Raw genomic sequence first — 21,294 nt, 5'->3', positions numbered from 1 at the left:
TGGGAAACAGGGTTAGAACGCTGTTTCTCACTCACGACCCCTGGCACCGTCGCGGGGGCGCGTTCGAGGCGCGCGGCGAAGACGGCGGAGTCGCGGACGGCGACCTGGTCCTCGGTGCCGCCGAGCACGCTCGCCAGCCGGGCGACCGCACGGTCGTCGAGGGCGGCGGGCAGGTCGACCAGGCCGCCCCAGCGGTCGGCGTGTTCGACGGCGGCGGTGCGGCCGAAGCCCCAGAGCGCGGCCTGCGTCGCGCTGCGGACCGCGTCGGCGCGGCCGACGGAGACCGCGCCCGAAGTGGCAACCCACAAGGGGGTGGCGTCGTCGAGCGACTGTAGGAGTTCCAGGGTCGCGGCGAGGCCGGTCGTGATCTCCGGTGCGTCCGGCGCGGGGCGCTCGTCGAGGGCGAGCAGCGACAGCACGCCGGCGAACTCACCGTCGATGCCGGGCAGGTCACCGAGGCGCACGGGGCGGCAGTCGATCCCTGCGGTCAGCGCGGCCAGGACGTGCGGCTCGACGCCGTGTTCCGGGAGCACCAGCAGCCAGCTGCCCGGCGTTCCTTCGGACGAGGTCAGCGGACGCCAGTTCACGGCGTACCGCCAGTTGTCCACAGTAGACAGATCGGCGCGGTTCCCGTGCCACCGCGCGAGCAGCGGCAGGGCGGTCTCGAGGCCGGACAGCTCGGCTTCGGCGACATCCAGGGTCGAGGCGAGGGCGGACAGGTCCGTGGTTTCGACCGCGGCCCAGAACTCGCCGTCGACGACGTTGGCCGGAGTGGTGACAGCCTCGGGCGTGCGCGGCCAGAAGCGCTCGCGTTGGAAGGGGTAGGTCGGCAGCACGACGAACGACGCCGGGCGCAGGACCGCGGACCAGTCCGGCGCGTGCCCGGAGACGTGCAGGCGGGCAAGCGCGGCGAGCAGCGTCCGCTCCTCGGGCCGGTCCTTCCGCAGCGTCGCCGTCGCGGGCAGGGTCTCCTGCGCCAGCGCGGCGAGCACCCCGTCCGGGCCGAGCTCGACGGACCCGGTGACGCCCAGGCCGCTCAGCGTGCCGACGGCGTCGGCGAACCGCACCGGCTCGCGGACCTGGCGCACCCAGTAGACCGGCGTCAGGATCTCGTCCCCGGCCAGGCGACCGGACACAGTGGACACTACGGGGATCTTCGGCGCGTGGAAGGCCAACCCGTCGGCGACGGCCGCGAACGCGTCCAGCATCGGGTCCATCAGCGCGGAGTGGAACGCGTGCGACACCGTGAGCCGCCGCACCTTCCTGCCCAGCCCGGCGAAGTGCTCCTCGACCGCGGCGACCGCGTCCGCGTCACCGGACACGACAGTCGCTTGAGGACCGTTGATGGCCGCGAAACCCGCGCCGTCACCCAGCACGGCGGCGACCTCGTCTTCGGTGGCCTGCACGGCGAGCATCGCACCACCGGTGGGCAACGCCTGCATCAGACTCGCTCGTGCCGCGACGAGCGTGCAAGCGTCCTCAAGGGACAGCACCCCCGCGACGTGCGCCGCGGCCAGCTCGCCGATCGAGTGCCCGGCCACGTAGTCCGGCCGGACGCCCCACGACTCCAGCAATCGGAACAACGCCACCTCGACCGCGAACAACGCCGGCTGGGTGTACCCGGTCTCGTCGAGCGCCGAAGCGTCGCCGAAGACGACCTCCCGCAGTGGCCGATCCAAAGAGGAGTCCACCAAGGCGCAGACCGCGTCGAAGGCGTCCGCGAACACCGGGAACCGCTCGTACAGCTCCGCACCCATCCCGGCGCGCTGCGAACCCTGGCCCGAGAACAGGAACGCCGTCTTCCCGGCGTTCTGCGTGCCCCGGACGAGGTTCGCCGCCGGGCCGCCGGCCGCGAGGGCGGTCAACCCGGTGGCCAGCTCGGTGAAGTCCGCGCCGAGCACGACGGCCCGGTGCTCGAACGCGGCGCGTCCGGCCAGGCCGGCGGCCACGGCCGCGACGTCGGTGTCCCGCAGCCGCAGCAGGTCCCGCGCGGCGTCCCGCAGCGCGGCTTCGGACCGGCCGGACAGGATCCACGGAGCCAGTCCGTCCGAAGCGGACGGGGCCTCGACCGCCGGGACGCCTTCGAGGATGACGTGGGCGTTCGTGCCGCTGACGCCGAAGGATGAGACGCCCGCGCGGCGCGGTCCGTCGTGCTCCGGCCAGGGGTGCGCCTCGGTCAGCAGCGCGACCGCGCCGCTGTCCCAGTCGATGTGCCGTGACGGCTGGTCGACGTGCAGCGTCTTCGGCAGCAGGCCGTGCCCCAGGGACAGGACCATCTTGATGATCCCGGCGACGCCCGCCGCCGCCTGCGTGTGCCCGATGTTGGACTTCAGCGAACCCAGCCACAGCGGCTGTTCGCGGTCCCGGCCATAGGTGGCCAGCAGCGCCTGGGCCTCGATCGGGTCGCCCAGCGTCGTGCCGGTGCCGTGTGCCTCGACGGCGTCCACATCGGACGGTTCGAGGCCCGCGTTCGCCAGCGCCGCCCGGATCACCCGTTGCTGCGAGGGACCGTTCGGTGCCGTGAGGCCGTTCGACGCGCCGTCCTGGTTCACCGCGGAACCACGCACCAGCGCCAGCACCGGGTGCCCGTTGCGGCGGGCATCGGAAAGCCGCTCGACGAGGATGAGGCCGACGCCTTCGCCCCAGCCCGTGCCGTCCGCGCCGTCGGCGAACGCCTTGCACCGGCCATCTTCGGCGAGCCCGCCCTGCTTGCTGAACTCCAGGAACGCACCCGGCGTCGTCATCACGGTCACGCCGCCGACCAGCGCCATCGAGGACTCGCCCGAGCGCAGCGACTGCGCGGCCCAGTGCAGCGCCACCAGCGACGACGAGCACGCGGTGTCGACCGTGACGGCGGGACCTTCCAGGCCCAGCACGTAGGAGATCCGGCCGGAGACGACCGACCCGGCGTTCCCGGTCCCGGCGTGGCCATCCGAGCTGCCCTCGCCGGACTCGCGCAGCAACGCCGCGTAGTCCTGGCCGTTGGTTCCGATGTAGACACCGACCTGGGCGCCGCGCAGCGACGACGGGTCGATGCCCGCGCGCTCGAACGTCTCCCATGAGGTCTCCAGCAGCAGCCGCTGCTGCGGGTCCATGGCGAGGGCCTCGCGCGGCGAGATCCCGAAGAAGCCGGCGTCGAAGTCGGCCACGCCGTCGAGGAAACCGCCGTGGCGCGTGTAGCTGGTGCCCTCGTGGTCGCGGTCCGGGTGGTACAGGTCGGATAGGGGCCAGCCGCGGTCCTCGGGGAAGGTGCCGACGGCGTCGCGGCCGCCCGCCAGGAGGTCCCACAGGTCTTCGGGCGACCGCACGCCGCCGGGCAGGCGGCAGGCCATCGACACGATGGCGAGCGGCTCGTCCTCGACGGCCGCGGCGGACCGCGTCACGACCGGCATCGCGGCGGAACCGGCCAGCTCCTCGCGCAGGTAGGTCGCGACGGCGGCCGGGGTCGGGTAGTCGAACACGAGCGTCGCGGGCAGCGCGCGCCCGGTCGCGGCGCCGAGGCCGTTGCGCAGCTCGACGGCGGTCAGCGAGTCGATACCGAGGTCCTTGAACGCCCGCTCGGGCTCGACCGCCTCCGGTCCGGAGTAGGCGAGCACGGCGGCGGCCTGCGCGCGGACGACGTCGAGCAGGAGTGCCTGCTGGTCCTCAGTGGACAGTCCGGCCAGCCGCGCGACCAAGGACGCTTCCTCGGGGGCGTGCATCGCGTCCCGCGCCTCGGGCAGGTCGCCGAGCAGCGGGCTGGGGCGGGTGGTGGTGAACCCGGGCACGAACTTCGCCCAGTCGACGTCGGCGACGATGGGGTTCGCTTCCCCGCCGCCGATCGCGCGGCGCAGCGCGGCGACGGCCAGGCGCGGGGACATCGGCGGCACGCCACCCCGGCGCATCCGGTCGGCGACCAGGTCGTCGGCCGCCATCCCGCTGCCGCCCCACGGGCCCCAGGCCACGGAGGTGGCGGGCAGCCCGGCGGCGCGGCGCTGCTCGGCCAGGGCGTCGAGGCCGGCGTTGGCGGCGGCGTAGGCGGCCTGGCCGACCGCGCCGAGGCTGCCCGCGAACGACGAGAACAGCACGAACGCGGACAGGGTGCGGTCGCGGGTCAGCTCGTCGAGGTGCCGGGCGGCGTCGAGCTTGGGCCGGAAGACCGTGGCGAGCTGCTCGGCGGTGACCCCGTCGAGCACGGCGTCGTCGAGGACACCGGCGGTGTGGATCACGGCGTCGAGTTCAGGCAGTTCGCGGAGAAGGCCGGCCACGGCGTCGCGATCGGCGACGTCGCAGGCGGCGACGGTGACCCGGGTGCCGAGCGCGGTCAGCTCGTCCCGCAGCGCCGTCGCGCCCGGGGCGTCGAGACCGCGGCGGCCGGCCAGGACGAGGTGCTCGGCCCCCGCTTCGGCGAGCGTGCGCGCGACGACCGCGCCCAGCGCACCGGTGCCGCCGGTGATCAGCACGGTTCCGGCGGGCGACCACGGCTCGGCGGCCGGGCCGGTGGCCCGCTTGAGCCGGCGGCCGAAAACGCCGGACGCGCGCAGCGCCACCTGGTCCTCGGCCGAGGTCAGGACGGCCGCCAGCCGGTCGAGGGCGCGGTCGTCCAGCTCGGCGGGCAGGTCGACCAGACCGCCCCAGCGCTGCGGGTACTCCAGCGCGGCGACCCGGCCGAGGCCCCACAGCGGAGCCTGGCCAAGAGCGCTCAGCGGGTCGGCCTGCCCGGTGGAGACGGCACCCTGGGTGGCGATCCAGATCGGGGCGGCCGCGCCGCGCACCAGCTCGATCGTGCGCAGCAAGGTCGTGGTGACGGACGCGTCTTCGTCGAGAGTCAGCAGCGAGAGCACACCGTCCACATCGGAGTGCTCGGGCAGCCGGTCAAGCGTGGCGGGGACGAATCCGCGGCGCACCAAGGCGTCGAGCACCGGTGACGTGAAGTCCTCGGCCGGCACTACGGCCAGCCAGGTCCCCGAAAGCGGCTTCGGCGCCGGCGACACCGGCGTCCAGTCGATCCCGTACCGCCAGGCGTCCACAGTGGACTTTTCCTGACGCTTGGCGCGATAAGCCGACAGCGCGGGCAGCAGGTCGCCGGCCACGCCCTCGGGCAGGTTCAGCACCTCGGCGAGGGTCCCGGCGTCCACGGCGGACCAGAACTCATCGTCCCCGGTTCCGGTGGGGGCCGCGGGCTCCAGCCAGTAACGCTGCCGCTGGAAGCGGTACGTCGGCAGGTCGACGCGGCGGCCGCCGGCCAGCACGGCCGACCAGTCGGGTCCGTGACCGGAGACGTGCATCCGGGCGAGACCGGTCAGGGCGGCCGGTGCCTCCGGGCGGTCCCGGCGCAGGAGCGCGGCCACGGCCGCACCGGCGGGCAGGCAGTCCTGGGCGAGCGCGGCCAGCGCGCCGTCGGGGCCGAGCTCCAGGAAGCCGGTCACCCCGGCCTCGCTCAGCCAGCCGGCGCCGTCGGCGAACCGCACGGCCTCGCGGACGTGCGAAACCCAGTAGTCCGGCGAAGTCAGCCGGTCGGCGAGGGTACCGGTGACGTTGGAGACGACCGCGATCTTCGGCGCGTGGAAGGTAAGACCGCCGAGGACCTGGCGGAACTCGGTGAGCATCCCGTCCATGCGGGCGGAGTGGAACGCGTGCGAAACGTCGAGACGCTTGGTCTTGCGGCCGAGCCCGGCGAAGCGCTCCGCCGCGGCCAGCACGACATCCTCGTCCCCGGAGAGCACGAGCGACGACGGCCCGTTGACGGCTGCGATCGAGAGTCCGTCCACCAGCTCGACTTCGTCCTCGGTCGCCTGGACGGCGACCATCGCGCCACCGGTGGGCAGCGCCTGCATCAGCCGTCCGCGGGCGGCGACCAGCGTGCACGCGTCAGCCAGCGAGAGGACCCCGGCCAGGTGCGCGGCGACCAGCTCGCCGATGGAGTGGCCCAGCAGGTAGTCCGGGGTGTACCCCCAGGACTCGGCCAGCCGGAACAGCGCGACCTCGACCGCGAACAGCGCGGGCTGGGTGTACGCGGTCTCGTCGAGACGCTCGCCCGAAGCGATCACCGTCCGCAGTGGACGGTCGAGGTGGCGGTCGAACTCCGCGCACACCTCGTCGAAGGCGGTGGCGAACGCCGGGAACCGCGCGGCCAGCTCGCTGCCCATGCCGGCGCGCTGGGAACCCTGGCCGGTGAAGAGGAACGCCAGCTTTCCCGGCCGGATCGCGCCCCGCACCAGGCCCGGCGCGACGCCGTCCGCGGCGAGCGCGTCGAGGCCGCGCAGCAGCTCGTCACGGCTGTCGGCGAGGACGACCGCGCGGTCGTCCAGGGCCGCCCGGCCGGTGCCCAGCGACCAGGCGAGGTCGGCCAGGTTTTCGTCCTCCGCAACCGACCGGAGGCTCACGACCTGCTCCCGCAGGGCGGCCGCGCCGCGCGCGGACACCAGGAACGGCCACGGCCCAGCCGAAGCCGGGACTTCTTCCGTCTCTTCGGCCGCGGGCGGTTCGGCGAGCAGGACGTGGGCGTTGGTGCCGCTGACGCCGAATGCGGAGACGCCGGCCCGGCGGGGCGCGTCGCGCTCCGGCCACGGCATCGGCTCGCCCAGCAGCTCGACCGACCCGGCCGCCCAGTCCACGTGGGACGACGGCTCGTCCAGGTGCAGGGTGTGCGGCAGGTGCCCGTGCCGCAGGGCCAGGACCATCTTGATGACACCGGCCGCGCCGGAGGCGGCCTGGGTGTGCCCGATGTTGGACTTCACCGCGCCGACGCGCAGCGGCCGGTCCGCCGGGCGGTTCTGCCCGTAGGTGGCCAGCAGCGCCTGGGCCTCGATCGGGTCGCCGAGCGTGGTGCCGGTGCCGTGCGCCTCGACGACGTCGACGTCGGCGGGCGAGAGCCCGGCGGCGGCCAGGGCCGCGCGGATCACCCGCTGCTGCGACGGGCCGTTCGGGGCGGTCAGGCCGTTGGACGCGCCGTCGGAGTTGACGGCCGAGCCCTCGACCACGGCGAGCACGGGGTGGTTGCGGCGCCGCGCGTCGGACAGGCGCTCGAGCAGCAGCAGGCCGACGCCCTCGCCCCAGCCGGTGCCGTCGGCGGCCTCGGCGAACGGCTTGCAGCGGCCGTCGCCGGAGAGCCCGCCCTGGCGGGCGAACTCGAGGAAGACGGCCGGGGTCGACATGATCGTGGCGCCGCCGGCCAGCGCGAGTGAGCACTCCCGCTTGCGCAGTGCCTGGCAGGCGAGGTGCAGCGCGACCAGCGCGGACGAGCACGCCGTGTCGACGGTGACCGCGGGCCCTTCCAGGCCGTAGCTGTAGGCGAGCCGGCCGGACAGGACGCTGCCCGCGTTGCCGGTGAGCAGGTGCCCGGCGACGTCGTCGGTCTCGCTGCCCAGGCCGTACCCGGACGGCGTCGAGCCGACGAAGACGCCCGCGGACGTCCCGGCGAGGGTTCCGGGGTCGATCCCGGCGCGTTCGAAGACCTCCCACGACACTTCGAGCAGCAGCCGCTGCTGCGGGTCGGTGGCCAGTGCCTCGCGCGGGCTGATGCCGAAGAACGCCGGGTCGAACGTCGTGGCGGTGTCGATGAACCCGCCGGTACGCGCGTAGTCGCCGCTGTCGGTGTCCCAGCCGCGGTCGGCGGGGAACGCGGACATCGCGTCGGTCCCGCCGTCGACGAGGTCCCAAAGATCCTCCGGGGAGGTCACGCCGCCCGGGAACCGGCAGCCCATCGCCACGATCGCGATGGGCTCCCGCTCCCCCTCCTCCAGCTCCTGGAGGCGTTGCCGGGTCTCGGCAAGGTCGGTCGTTACCCACTTCAGGTAGTCCCGGAGCTTGTCTTCGTTCACCAGCGCCCTCGCCTGTGGTCCTTGTGCGGTCCACCGGCGCCGGGCGTCACGACCTGCCTAGCTCCCGGTGGATGAAGTCGAAAATCTCGTCGTCCGTCGCGCCTTCGAGCTGCTGGGCGGCCCGGGGACGGCCGTCGGACGCCCGGGCCTCTCCCAGCTTGTTCAGCATGGTCTGAAGTCGGCTGGTAATAAGACCAAAGGCGTCATCCTCTGGGGAAACCCCTGAAACCAGCGCCTCGATCCGGTCCAGTTCCCCCAGGACCGAGACTTCCTCGCCGACCAGCGCCGAGAGCAGGAACCCGGCCAGCGCCGAGGGCGTCGGGTGGTCGAAGACGAGGGTGGCGGGCAGCTTGAGCCCGGTCGCCGCGCGCAACCGGTTGCGCAGCTCCACCGCGGTCAGGGAGTCGAAGCCGATCTCCTTGAACGGCCGGTTCGCGTCGATCTCCTCGGCGCCCGCGTGCCCGAGCACCCGGGCGATGGCGTCGCGGACGTGGTCGAGGACCACCCGTTCCTGCTCGACGGGCGGCAGACCGGTCAGCCGGCTCGCGAAGTCCGCCGGCGTCGACTCGGCCTCGGCCGGCCGGGCTTCCAGGGCCCGGCGGACGGCGGGGAGGGCGTCGAGCAGCGGACGCGGCCGCGCGGCGGTGAAGCCCTGCACGAACCGCTCCCAGTCGACGTCGGCGACGGTGAGGACGGTCTCGTCGCGGTCGATCGCCTGTCCCAGCGCGAGCAGCGCCCGCTCCGGCGGCATCGCGCCCACGCCGCGGCGGCGCAGGTGCTCCTCCGCGTCGTTGTCGCCCGCCATGCCCGCGCCTTGCCAAGCACCCCACGCGACCGACGTCGCGGTGAGCCCGCGGTCACGACGTCGCTGGGCGAGCGCGTCGAGGAAGGCATTGCCCGCCGCGTACGCGCCCTGTCCGCCACTGCCCCAGACGCCGGCGTTGGAGGAGAACAGCACGAACGCGTCGACGTCTTCCAGCAGCTCGTCGAGGTGCGTGGCGCCGGCGACCTTGGCCGACACGACCTCGGCGAACTCGGCCAGTTCGGTGTCGTCGAGCGCGGTGCCCTGCACGATCCCGGCCGCGTGGAAGACGGCCCGGACGGGCTCGCCCAGCTCGTCGAGCAGCGTTTTCAGGGACGCGCGGTCGGCGACGTCGCAGGCGGCGATCGTCGTCGTCGCGCCGAGCGCGGTCAGCTCCTCGCGGAGTTCGGCCGCGCCGGGCGCCGCTTCGCCACGCCTGCTGGTGAGCACCAGGCGTCGCGCGCCGCGGCCGGCGAGCCAGCGGGCGACGTGGGCGCCGAGCGCGCCGGTGCCGCCGGTGATCAGCACGGCGCCGTCCGGCCGCCAGTCGCGGGCCGGAGCGCCATCGCCGAGCGGGGCCGGGACCAGGCGGCGGGTGAGCACCCCGGACGCGCGGACGGCGACCTGGTCCTCGTCGCCCGCCGCGGCCAGGATGCCGGCCAGCCGCTGCCGGTCGCGCTCGTCGGCCGTTTCGGGCAGGTCGACCAGGCCGCCCCAGCGGTCGGCGTGCTCCAGGCCGATGACCCGGCCGAGCCCCCAGACCTGGGACTGTGCCGCGTCGGTCACGGTGTCGCCCCGGCCGGTGGCGACCGCGCCCGCGGTGGCGAGCCACAGCGGGGCGGCGATCCCGGCGTCGCCGAGTGCCTGGGTCAGGAGCAGGGTGTTCGCGACGCCGCGCGGGAGCACCGCGTCCCCGGTCGCGTCGAGGGCCAGCAGGGAGAGCACGCCGTCGACCGGAGCGAGGTCGACCAGGCGCTTGCCGAGCGCGGCGCGGTCGGTGGCCCCGACGGTGATCGGGACGGCGGTGGCGCCCGCGTCCTCGACGGCCTGCCTCGCCGCGTCGAGCCACGCGTGGTCGCTGCCTTCCGGCGTCACGACCAGCCAGGTGCCGGTCAGCTCCTTTTCCTGTGTGGCGAGGGGTTTCCAGGTGATGCGGTAGCGCCACCCGTCCACAGTGGATTTCTCGAGCCGGGTGCGCCGCCAGGACGCGAGCGCGGGCAGGACGTCGCCGAGGGGTTCCGGCGCGACGGCGAGGGTGTCGGCGATCGACGCGAGGTCCTCGCGTTCGACCGCGGCCCAGAACCGGTCGTCGGCCGGGTCGCCGGTGGCCGCCGCGGGCTGCGCGGTCTTCGGCCAGAAACGCCGGTGCTGGAACGGGTAGGTGGGCAGGCCGATCGTGCGCGCCTCGGGGAGGAACGTCCGCCAGTCGACGTCGTGCCCTTGGGTCCACAGCTCGGCGACCGAGGTCAGGAAACGGCGTGGGCCGCCTTCGCCGCGCCGGAGCGTCCCGACGACGACGCCCGGGGTGTCGTCGAGGGTCTCCTGGACGGCGGACAGCAGCACCGGGTGCGGGCTGACCTCGACGAAGAACCGGTGTCCCCGCTCGATGAGGGCCTGCGTCGTGTCCAGGAAGCGGACCGGCTCGCGCAGGTTCCGGTACCAGTACCCGGCGTCCAGCGTTGCGGTATCGACCGGCTCGGCCGTGACCGCGGAGTAGAACGGGACGTCGCCCGTGCGGGGGCTCAGACCCGCCAGGACTTCGTGCAGCTCGTCGCGGATGCCCTCGACGTAGACGGAGTGGGAGGCGTAGTCGACCGGGATGCGCCGGGCGCGGATGTCCTGGTCCGTGCACCGGGCGATCAGCTCGTCCAGTGCGGCCGGGTCACCGCACACGACCGTCGAGGTCGGGCTGTTGAACGCCGCGATCGCGACGCCGTCCGGCAGCAGGTCCGCGACGCGCTCGGCGCCGAGCGCGATCGAGGCCATGCCACCTTGTCCGGCGAGTCCGGCGGCGATCGCCTTGCTGCGCAATGCGACGACCTTGGCACCGTCCTCGAGGGACAGTCCACCCGCGACGACCGCGGCCGCGATCTCGCCCTGCGAGTGCCCGGCGACGGCGTCGGGCTCGATCCCGTGCGCGCGCCAGAGCGCGGCCAGGGACACCATCACGGCCCAAGAGGCGGGCTGCACGACGTCGACCCTGGCCAGGGCGTCCGCGTCGCCCAGCGCTTCGGTCAGCGACCAGTCGACGTGCGGAGCCAGCGCTTCCGCGCATTCGCCGAGCCGCTGCGCGAACACGGGCTCGTCGAGCAGGCCGACCGCCATGCCCGCCCACTGCGCGCCCTGACCGGGGAAGACGAACACCGTCTCCCCCGCAGCTCCGGCGGTTCCGGTGACAGCGGCAATCAGTTCGCGGTGATCATCGAGGATGACCGCGCGGTGTTCGAACTGGGACCGGGTGCTGACCAGCGACCAGGCGATCTCGGCGACGCTCCCGGACACCTCGGCCAGCGCGGCCACCCGGTCACGGACCGCCGCCTCCGACCGGGCGGAGATCACCCAAGGGGTCAACGCCCCTTCGACGTCCACAGTAGATTCGACTGGCGGTTCGGAAACCTGTTCCACGATGATGTGTGCGTTCGTGCCGCTGACGCCGAACGACGAGATCCCGGCGCGGCGCGGTCCTTCGCGCTCGGGCCACGGCCGTGACTCGGTCAGCAGAGAGACCGCGCCGCTGTCCCAGTCGACGTGCCGCGAGGGCTCGCCGACGTGCAGGGTCGCGGGCAGCACGCCGTGCCGCAGGGCCAGGACCATCTTGATGACCCCGGCGACGCCCGCCGCGGCCTGCGTGTGCCCGACGTTGGACTTGATCGAGCCGAGCCACAGTGGTTCTTCCGCGGCGCGGTCGCGGCCGTAGGTCGCCAGCAGGGCCTGCGCTTCGATCGGGTCGCCCAAGGTCGTGCCCGTGCCGTGCGCCTCGACGGCGTCCACATCGGACGGTGTCAGGCCCGCGTTGGCCAGTGCCGCGCGGATGACCCGCTGCTGCGAAGGACCGTTCGGGGCGGTCAGGCCGTTCGATGCGCCGTCCTGGTTGACCGCGCTGCCCCGGACGATCGCGAGCACCGGGTGGCCGTTGCGGCGGGCGTCGGACAGCCGTTCGACGAGGACGACGCCGACGCCTTCACCCCAGCCGGTGCCGTCCGCCTCGTCGGCGAAAGCCTTGCAGCGCCCGTCCTTCGCGAGGCCGCGCTGCCGGCTGAACTCGACGAACAGGCCGGGGGTCGACATGATCGTCACGCCGCCCGCCAGCGCCAACGAGCATTCGCCCGCCCGCAGCGACTGGGCGGCCAGGTGCAGGGCGACCAGCGACGCCGAGCACGCCGTGTCGACGGTCATCGCCGGGCCCTCCAGCCCGAGCTCGTAGGCGATCCGTCCGGAAAGGACACTGCCCGCGCTGCCGGTGGCGAGGTAGCCGTCGACGCTCTCCTCACCGAAGTGCAGCGCCGCGGTGTAGTCCTGCCCGTTGGTCCCGGCGAACACCCCGACCGGGGCACCGCGCACGGACAGGGGGTCGATGCCCGCCTGCTCCAGGGCTTCCCAGGAGGCCTCCAGCAACAGCCGTTGCTGGGGGTCCATGGCCAGTGCTTCGCGCGGCGAGATCCCGAAGAACTCGGCGTCGAACCGGTCGGCGCCGGCCAGGAAACCGCCTTCGCGCACGTAGGTCGTGCCCGCGTGGTCGGGGTCGGGGTCGTAGAGCGCGTCGGTGTCCCAGCCGCGGTCGGCGGGGAACTCCGAGACGGCGTCGCGGCCCTCGGCGAGCAGGGCCCAGAGTGCGTCCGGGGTCCGTACGCCGCCGGGGAACCGGCAGCTCATGCCGACGATGGCGATGGGCTCGTCGGTGTCCTGCACGACGGTCTTGTGTTCGGCCTCGGCCTCGCCGAGCAGTTCGGTGCGCAGGTAGGACGCCAGCGCCGTCGCGGTCGGGTAGTCGAACGCGAGGGTGGCCGGGAGCCGGAGTCCGGTGGCGGTGTCGAGACGGTTGCGCAGCTCGACGGCGGTCAGCGAGTCGAAGCCGAGTTCCTTGAAGGTGCGGCCGGCCGCGACGTCGTCGGCCGAGCGGTGGCCGAGGGCGAAGGCGACCTGCTCGCGCACCAGCTTGAGCAGCAGCCGGTCGGCGTCCGTTGTCGACAGTCCGGCGAGGTCGAGCGAACCCGCGGTGGCCGGCGCGAGCCGCCGCACCTCGGGCAGGCCGGCGATGAGCGGGCTCGGGCGGTGCGCGGTGAGCGCGGCGGCGAACCGCTCCCAGCCGACGTCGGCGACGGTGACGGCCGCGCCGCCGCCGTCGACCGCGGACCGCAGCGCGGTGATGGCCCGGCCGGGCTGCAGCGGGGCGAGCCCGGTGCGGCCGAGGTGCTCTTCGGCGGCGGCCGCGGTGGCCATCCCGCCGTCGGCCCACGGCCCCCAGGCGATCGACGTCGCCGCCAGCCCCTGCGCCCTTCTCTGCTCGGCGAGCGCGTCGAGGTAGGCGTTGGCGGCGGCGTAGTTGCCCTGCCCGGCCGCGCCGAACGTGCCGGCGCAGGAGGAGAAGAGGACGAACGCCTCGAGCCCGGCGGTGAGTTCGTGCAGGTGCCCAGCGGAGACGGCCTTCGCGTCGACGACCTCGGCCAGGCGTTCCGGGGTCAGGGCTTCGACGACGCCGTCGGCCAGGACGCCCGCGGTGTGCACGACGGCGGTGAGGTCGCCGACGGATTCGAGGGTCGCTTCGAGCGCCGCGCGGTCGGTGACGTCGCAGGCCAGGACGTCGACCCGGGCGCCGAGTCCGGTCAGCTCGGCAGCCAGCTCGCGGGCGCCGGGCGCGTCGAGACCGCGACGGCTGGTCAGGACCAGGCGTTCGGCCCCGGCCTCGGCCAGCCACCTCGCGACGTGCCGGCCGAGCGCGCCGGTGCCGCCGGTGACCAGCACCGTGCCGCTCGGCTGCCACGGGGCCGGTCGTGAGTGGGAAACAGGGTTAGAACGCTGTTTCTCACTCACGACCCCTCGGCGGGTGAGGCGGCGGGCCAGCACCCCTGAGTCGCGGAGGGCGACCTGGTCTTCGCCGGTTGCGCCGCCGAGGATCGCGCGGAGGCGGCCGAGCGTCTCGTCGTCCACGTCGGCGGGGAGGTCGACCAGACCGCCCCAGCGGTGCGGGTGCTCCAGCGCGACGGTGCGCCCGAGGCCCCAGACCATCGCTTGCGCCGGGTCCGGCACGTCCCCTTCGGCCGCGGCCACCGCGCCCCGGGTGACGCACCACAGCGGCGCGTCGATCTCCGCGTCGCCGAGGGCCTGGACCAGCGCGAGCTGGCCTTCGACGTCCAAAGTGGACAGGATGCCGTCGAGTTCCCGGCCCCGCAGGCGAGCGCCGAGGGCGGCACGATCGTCGGCGGGGCCGACTTCGAGGACGTCGTCGAGGAGCGCGGTGTCCGCACCGGCGGGGACCACCGCGAGCCACCGGCCGTCGAGCGAGGTCTCGTCGGTGTCGACGAGCGTCCAGGTGACTTCGTACTGCCCGACCGGAGGCTGGCCGCGGTCGCGCCAGGCCGCCAAGGCCTCGACGTCGCCACTCTCGACGGCCGCCCAGAACCGCTCGTCGGGCGCCGGGCGGGTGTCCAGCCAGAAGCGCGTGCGCTGGAACGGGTACGTCGCCAGCGTGACGGCGCCGTCGGGTCGCCCCGGGTGCGCCGCGTGCAGGACCGCACGCCAGTCGACGGTGTGGCCCCGCGTGTGCGCGTCGCCCAACGCGGTGAGCAGACTCGCGTATTCGGCTCGGTCCTTGCGCAGCAGCGGAAGCGCGGGGAACGCGGCCAGTGCCGAGAGCACGCCGTCGGGTCCGAGTTCGAGCCCGCGCGTCACGCCGAGGCCGGCGAGCGCGGCCGTAGCGTCGGCGAACCGGACCGGCTCGCGGACCTGGCGCACCCAGTACTCCGGCGTCAGGATCTCGTCGCCGGCCAGGCGACCGGACACAGTGGACACCAGCGGGATCTTCGGCGCGGCGAAGGACAGCGAACCGGCCACGCTGGCGAACCCGTCCAGCATCGGGTCCATCAGCGCGGAGTGGAACGCGTGCGACACCGTCAGCCGCCGGACCTTCCGGCCCAGCCCGGCGAAGTGCCGCTCCACCGCTTCGACGGCTTCGACTTCACCGGACACCACCACAGCCTCGGGACCGTTCACCGCGGCCAAGCCGACGCCGTCGGTCAGGACCACGGCAACTTCGTCCTCGGTGGCCTGCACGGCCAGCATCGCGCCGCCGGTCGGCAGCGCCTGCATCAGGCTCGCCCGAGCGGCCACCAGCCGGCAAGCGTCCTCAAGGGACAGCACGCCCGCGACGTGCGCCGCGGCAATCTCACCGATCGAATGCCCGGCAACGTGCTCCGGGACCACTCCCCACGACTCCAGCAACCGGAACAGCGCCACCTCGATCGCGAACAACGCGGGCTGCGTATACCCCGTCTCGTCCAGCAGCGAAGCGTCGCCGAAGACGACTTCCCGCAACGGCCGGTCCAGCTCCGCGTCGACCAGCGCACAGATCGCGTCGAACGCGTCCGCGAAGAGCGGGAACCGCTCGTACAGCTCCGCCCCCATCCCGACGCGCTGCGAACCTTGGCCGGAAAAGAGGAAAGCCGTCTTGCCCGGCTCCGCGAGGACCGGGGTCGTCGCGCCGAGCCCGGCGAGCAGGTCGTCGCGACCGTCTCCCACCACCACGGTCCGGTATTCGAACGCCGAACGCGCGGCCAGTGCGAGCGCGATGTCGACCGGGTCGCCGTCGGGCAGACCGCGGGCGGCGTCCCGTACCGCCTGCTCGGTCCGTCCCGAAAGCACCCAGGGCACGACACCGGCTTCGGGTTCATTGTGGACAGCCGGAACCGCGGGCGGCTCCTCGATAATGACGTGCGCGTTGGTGCCGCTGACCCCGAACGACGACACGCCCGCGCGACGCGGCCGGTCGCCCCGCGGCCAGTCCTGAGCCTCCGTCAGCAGCCGCACCTCGCCGGACGACCAGTCCACCCGGTCCGACGGCCGGTCCACGTGCAGTGTCTTCGGCAGCGTTCCGCCGCGCAGGGCGAGCACCATCTTGAGCACGCCGACCGCGCCCGACGCGGCCTGGGTGTGGCCGACGTTGGACTTGACCGAGCCCAGCCACAGCGGCCGGTCCCGGTGCTGGCCGTACGTTTCCAGCAGGGCCTGCGCCTCGATCGGGTCGCCCAGCGTCGTGCCGGTCCCGTGCGCCTCGACGGCGTCCACATCGGACGGTGCCAGGCCGGCGTTCGCGAGCGCGGCGCGGATCACGCGTTGCTGCGACGGGCCGTTCGGGGCGCTCAGGCCGTTCGACGCACCGTCCTGGTTCATCGCCGAGCCGCGCAGCAGCGCGAGCACCGGGTGGCCGAGGCGTTGTGCGTCCGAGAGGCGCTCGACGAGCACGAGCGCGACCCCCTCGCCCCAGCCGGTGCCGTCCGCCGAGTCGGCGAAAGACTTGCACCGGCCGTCACCGGCCAGGCCGCCCTGCTTGGCGAACTCCTGGAACGCCCCCGGCGTCGCCATCACCGTGACACCGCCGGCCACCGCCATCGACGACTCGCCGGAGCGGACCGACTGGGCGGCCAGGTGCAGCGCCACCAGCGACGACGAGCACGCCGTGTCGACGGTCACCGCCGGGCCTTCGAGACCGAGCACATAGGACACTCGCCCGGACACGACCGCGCCGGCGTTCCCGGTGAGCAGATGGCCTTCGACCTCTTCCGCCGCTCCGGTGTGGCCGGTCGCGTAACCCTGCGTGCCACAGCCGACGAACACGCCGGCCGCGCTGCCGCGCAGGGAACGCGGGTCGATCCCGGCGCGCTCGAAGACCTCCCACGCGCTCTCCAGCAGCAGCCGCTGCTGCGGGTCCATAGCGAGGGCTTCCCGGGGTGAGATCCCGAAGAAGGCGGCGTCGAACTCGTCGGCGTCGTGGACGAAACCGCCCACACCGTCGAGTTCCCAGCCTCGGTTCACCGGGAAGGCCGACATGCCCTCGGCGCCGGCGGAAACCAGGTCCCACAGGTCTTCCGGCGAGCGCACGTCGCCGGGCAGGCGGCACGCCATCGACACGATGGCGATCGGCTCGTCCGCGTCCGCCCGGGACACAAGCCGCTCGACTGCCACGGGGCCGGCGTCGAGCAGCTTGTGCCCCAGCAGCGCGGCGAGCCGCCGCGGGTCCGGGTGGTCGAAGAGCACGACGGCGGGCAGCTTGAGCCCGGTCGCCGCGACGAGCCGGTTGCGCACTTCCAGGGCGATCAGGGAGTCGACGCCCAGGTCGCGGAAGGCGCGGTCGGGCTCGACCGAGCCCGCACCGGGGTAGCCGAGGACGGCGGCGGTCTCGGCCCGCACGAGGTCGAGCAGCGCTTCGGCCCGAGCGGACTCGCTCAGGCCGGAAAGCCTTTGCGCAAAGGAAGAATCGGTCTCGACGGGCGTCGCCGTGAGCGCGTCGTGGACGCCGGGCAGCTCGTCGAGCAGGGGCCGCGGGCGGGCCGCGGTGAAGGCCGGGGCGAACCGGGCCCAGTCCATGTCCGCGACGGACAGGAACGTCTCGTCCGCGTCGAGTGCCTGGCCCAGCACGGTGAGGGCGAGCGCCGGGTCCATCGCGCGGATGCCGCGGCGGCGCAGCTGCTCCCCGGAGTCGTTGCCGGTCATGCCGGCGCCGGCCCAGGCGCCCCACGCCACGGAGGTAGCGGTGAGGCCGCGGTCCCGGCGGTGCTGTGCGAGGGCGTCGAGGGCCGCGTTGGCCGCGGCGTACGCGGCCTGGCCACCGCCGCCCCAGACCCCGGCGTTGGAGGAGAACAGGACGAACGCGTCGAGGTCCCCGGTGAGCAGGGCGTCGAGGTTGACGGCGCCGTCCACCTTCGCGCGCAGCGTGTCGGCGACCTCGGCACGGTCGGTGTCGGCGAGGGCGGCCGAGCGGCCCACCCCGGCCGCGTGCACGACGGTACGGGGCTCGATCTCGGCGAGCAGGGCGGCCAGTGCGTCGCGATCGGCGACGTCGCAGGCGGCGATGGTCACCTCGACGCCGAGCGCCGTCAGCTCGTCGCGCAGTTCGGCGGCGCCATCCGCGTCGAGACCACGACGGCTCGTGAGGACGAGGTGCTCGGCACCCGCGGCGGCCAGCCAGCGGGCCACGTGCCCGCCGAGTGCCCCGGTGCCGCCGGTGACCAGCGCGGTTCCGCTCGTCCGCCACTCGCGAGCGGGGCGGGTGACGCCGAGCGGCGCCGGAACCAGGCGGCGGACCAGCGCTCCGGCCGCCCGGATCGCGACCTGGTCTTCGCTCGCGTCGGCGAGCACCCGGGCCAGGCGGCCGAGCGCGCGCTCATCGAGGTCTTCGGGCAGGTCGATCAGGCCGCCCCAGCGGTCCGGGTGTTCGAGGCCCACGACGCGGCCCATGCCCCAGATCCGGGCCTGCTCCGGGCTGGTGAGCCGGTCGGAGCGGCCGGTGGAGACGGCACCGCGGGTCAGCAGCCACAGCGGTGCGGTCACGGCCCGGACCAGCTCGATGGTGGCGTAGAGGCCGTCTTCGGCGAAAGCGAGCAACGACAGGACGCCGGTGACACCTTCGGTGGGCAGCTCCGGAAGGTCCGCACCGGGCTCGACGGCCACCAGGACCGGCTCGGCGCCGTGCGCTGCCAAGCCCTCGACGAGGTCGCCGGCCGGGTATCCGGCGGGGGCGACGACCAGCCAGCGTCCGCCGAAGTCCACTTCGGACGGAGTCGAGGGCCGCCAGGCGATCCGGTACCGCCAGTCGTCCACAACGGACTGATCGTGGCGGCGCTTGTGCCACTGGGCGAGCCCGGGCAGGACGTCGGCGAGCGCCGTCGCGTCCACGTCCAGCGAGGCGGCGAGGCTTTCGGCGTCCCCACTGTCCACGGCGGACCAGAACTGATCGTCGGCCGCGCCTGAGGCCTTCTCGGCGGCGGTCAGCCAATAGCGTTCGCGCTGGAAGGGGTAGGTGGGCAGGTCGACGAGCCGCGCGCCGGGGAAGAGCCCGGCCCAGTCGATCGGGGCGCCTCGGCTCCACAGCTCGCCCAGCGACGTCAGGAAGCGCGGCAGGCCGCCTTCCCCGCGGCGCAGCGACCCGACGACGACGGGCCCGTCCAAGGTCTCCTCGACGGCGGCGGCGAGCACGGGATGGGCGCTGACCTCGACGAACGTGGTGAACCCGGCGTCGGCGAGGCCGCGCACGGCCGTGTCGAACAGGACCGTCTGGCGCAGGTTCCGGTACCAGTAGCCGGCGTCCATCGTGCCGGTGTCGATCCGCTCGCCGAGCACCGCGGAGTGGAGCGGGATCTCGGCTTCGCGCGGGGTGATCGGGGCGAGTGCTTCGAGCAAGGCGTCCTCGATCGCCTCCACGTGCGCGGAGTGCGAGGCGTAGTCCACCGGGATGCGGCGGGCGCGAATGCCTTCGGCCGCACAGGTTTCGACGAGCTCGTCGAGCGCTTCCGGTTCGCCGGACAGCACGACCGAGCCGGGGCCGTTGACCGCCGCGACGCTGATCCGGCTGTCCAGCCGGGCGGTGACTTCGTCCAGGGACAAGGCAACCGACGCCATCCCGCCCTTGCCCGCGAGCACCTCCGCGATGAGCTTGCTCCGGAGCGCGACCACGCGGGCACCGTCCTCGAGGGACAGTGCGCCCGCGACGCACGCGGCGGCGATCTCGCCCTGGGAGTGCCCGACGACGGCGCCGGGCCGCACACCCGCCGACTGCCAGAGCGCGGCGAGCGAGACCATCACGGCCCAGGAGGCCGGCTGCACGACGTCGACCCGGGCCAGGGCGTCGGCGTCGCTCAGGACGTCGGTCAGGGTCCAGTCGACGTGCGGAGCGAGCGCGGCGGCGCACTCGGCCATCCTGGCCGCGAACACGGGCTCGCCGAGCAGGTCGACGGCCATCCCGGCCCACTGCGCGCCCTGGCCGGGGAAGACGAAGGCCGTCTTGCCCAGCGTCGCGGCGACGCCCCGGACGACCTCGGCCGACGGCGTCGCGTCGGCGACCGCGTCGAGGCCTCGGACCAGGTCTTCGACGGTGCTGCCGACCACTGCGGCGCGGTGTTCCCAGGCGGTGCGGGCGGTGGCGAGCGACAGGCCGACGTCGCCGGGCTTTTCGTCGGTGACGTGCTTGCGGAGCAGGTCGGCTTGCTCGCGCAGGGCCTCGGCGGTGCGGGCGGACAGCACCCAGGTGGTCGGTCCCTGCGGTGCTTCGGTTTCCTCCGGTGCGGACGCGGGGGCGGCTTCGAGGACGACGTGGGCGTTGGTGCCGCCGACGCCGAACGACGAGACCCCGGCCCGGCGAGGCGCACTGGTCTCGGGCCAGGCGGTGTGCTCGGTCAGCAGCTCGACGGCGCCCCGAGTCCAGTCGACCTGCGTGGAGGGCTCGGCGACGTGCAGCGTGCGGGGCAGTTCGCCGTGGCGCAGGGCCAGGACCATCTTCATCACGCCGGCCACGCCGGCGGCGGCCTGGGTGTGCCCGATGTTGGACTTGATCGAGCCGAGCCGGAGAGGCTGCTCACGGTCCCGGCCGTAGGTCGCGAGCAGGGCCTGCGCCTCGATCGGGTCGCCCAGCGTGGTCCCGGTGCCGTGCGCCTCGACGGCGTCCACTTCGGACGGTTTGAGGCCGGCGTTGGCGAGCGCGGCGCGGATGACGCGTTGCTGCGAAAGGCCGTTGGGGGCGGTGAGGCCGTTGGACGCGCCGTCGGAGTTGACCGCGGAGCCGCGCAGGACGGCGAGCACCGGATGGCCGTTCTTGCGGGCGTCGGACAGCCGTTCGACGAGCAGCACGCCGGCGCCCTCGCCCCACCCGGTGCCGTCGGCGGTGTCGGCGAACGACTGGCACCGGCCGGACGCGGAAACCCCGCCCTGGCTGGTGAACTCGACGAAGACGGCGGGCGTGGCCATCACGGTGACGCCGCCGGCGAGCGCCATCGAGCATTCGCCCGCGCGCAGCGCCTGCACGGCGAGGTGCAGCGCGACGAGCGAGGACGAGCAGGCGGTGTCGACGGTGACGGTGGGGCCTTCGAGGCCGAAGGTGTAGGCGAGCCGGCCCGACGCGACGGACACGGCGCTGCCGGTGAGCAGGTGGCCGCGGACCTCGTCGGGCAGGGCGTCGAGGTCGGTGGAGCCGTAGGCCTGGTTGCTGCAGCCGATGAAGACGCCGGTGTCGCTGGCTTGCAGTGCTTTCCGGTCCAGCCCCGCGCGTTCGAAGGTCTCCCAGGAGACTTCGAGGAGCAGCCGCTGCTGCGGGTCCATGGCGAGGGCTTCGCGCGGCGAGATGCCGAAGAAGCCGGGGTCGAAGTCACCGGCGTTGTCGAGGAAACCACCCTCGGCGGTATTGCTGCCGCCGAGCTCGTCGGCGGTCCAGTTCCGGTCGGCGGGGAAGCTTCCGATGGCGTCGGTGCCGTCGCGCAGGAGGTCCCACAGCTGTTCCGGGGAGGTGACGCCCCCGGGGAAGCGGCAGCTCATCGCGACGACGGCGATCGGTTCCCTGGAGGCGGCCGAGAGCCGGTCGTTCTGCTCGCGGAGCCGTTTGTTGTCCCGCAAGGACGCCCGGAGCGCTTCGACGACCTTGTCCTTGTCCGAAGACAGTGCCACCAGGTACCTCCAGGTTCACGGCGTGGTCGCCTCGAGTGAAACGCA

Annotated in this window: 1 protein-coding gene and 1 pseudogene; both read right to left on the bottom strand. The window is 73.9% G+C overall.

The genetic code is table 11. From position 1 onward, the window contains the following. Nucleotides 1–7,805: type I polyketide synthase (locus tag QQ657_RS51465; RefSeq protein ID WP_284749789.1), on the bottom strand; the 7,805-nt coding region annotated here is incomplete at its 3' end. Between the two features lie 43 nt (nucleotides 7,806–7,848). Further along, nucleotides 7,849–21,222, bottom strand: a pseudogene (locus QQ657_RS51460) (type I polyketide synthase); the annotation flags it as partial. Between the last annotated feature and the right edge of the window lie 72 nt (nucleotides 21,223–21,294).

Source organism: Amycolatopsis ponsaeliensis, assembly GCF_030182635.1.
Lineage (GTDB): Bacteria > Actinomycetota > Actinomycetes > Mycobacteriales > Pseudonocardiaceae > Amycolatopsis > Amycolatopsis ponsaeliensis.
The sequence above is the reverse complement of the archived record's forward strand: the minus strand, read 5'-3'. Positions and strand labels throughout refer to the sequence as shown.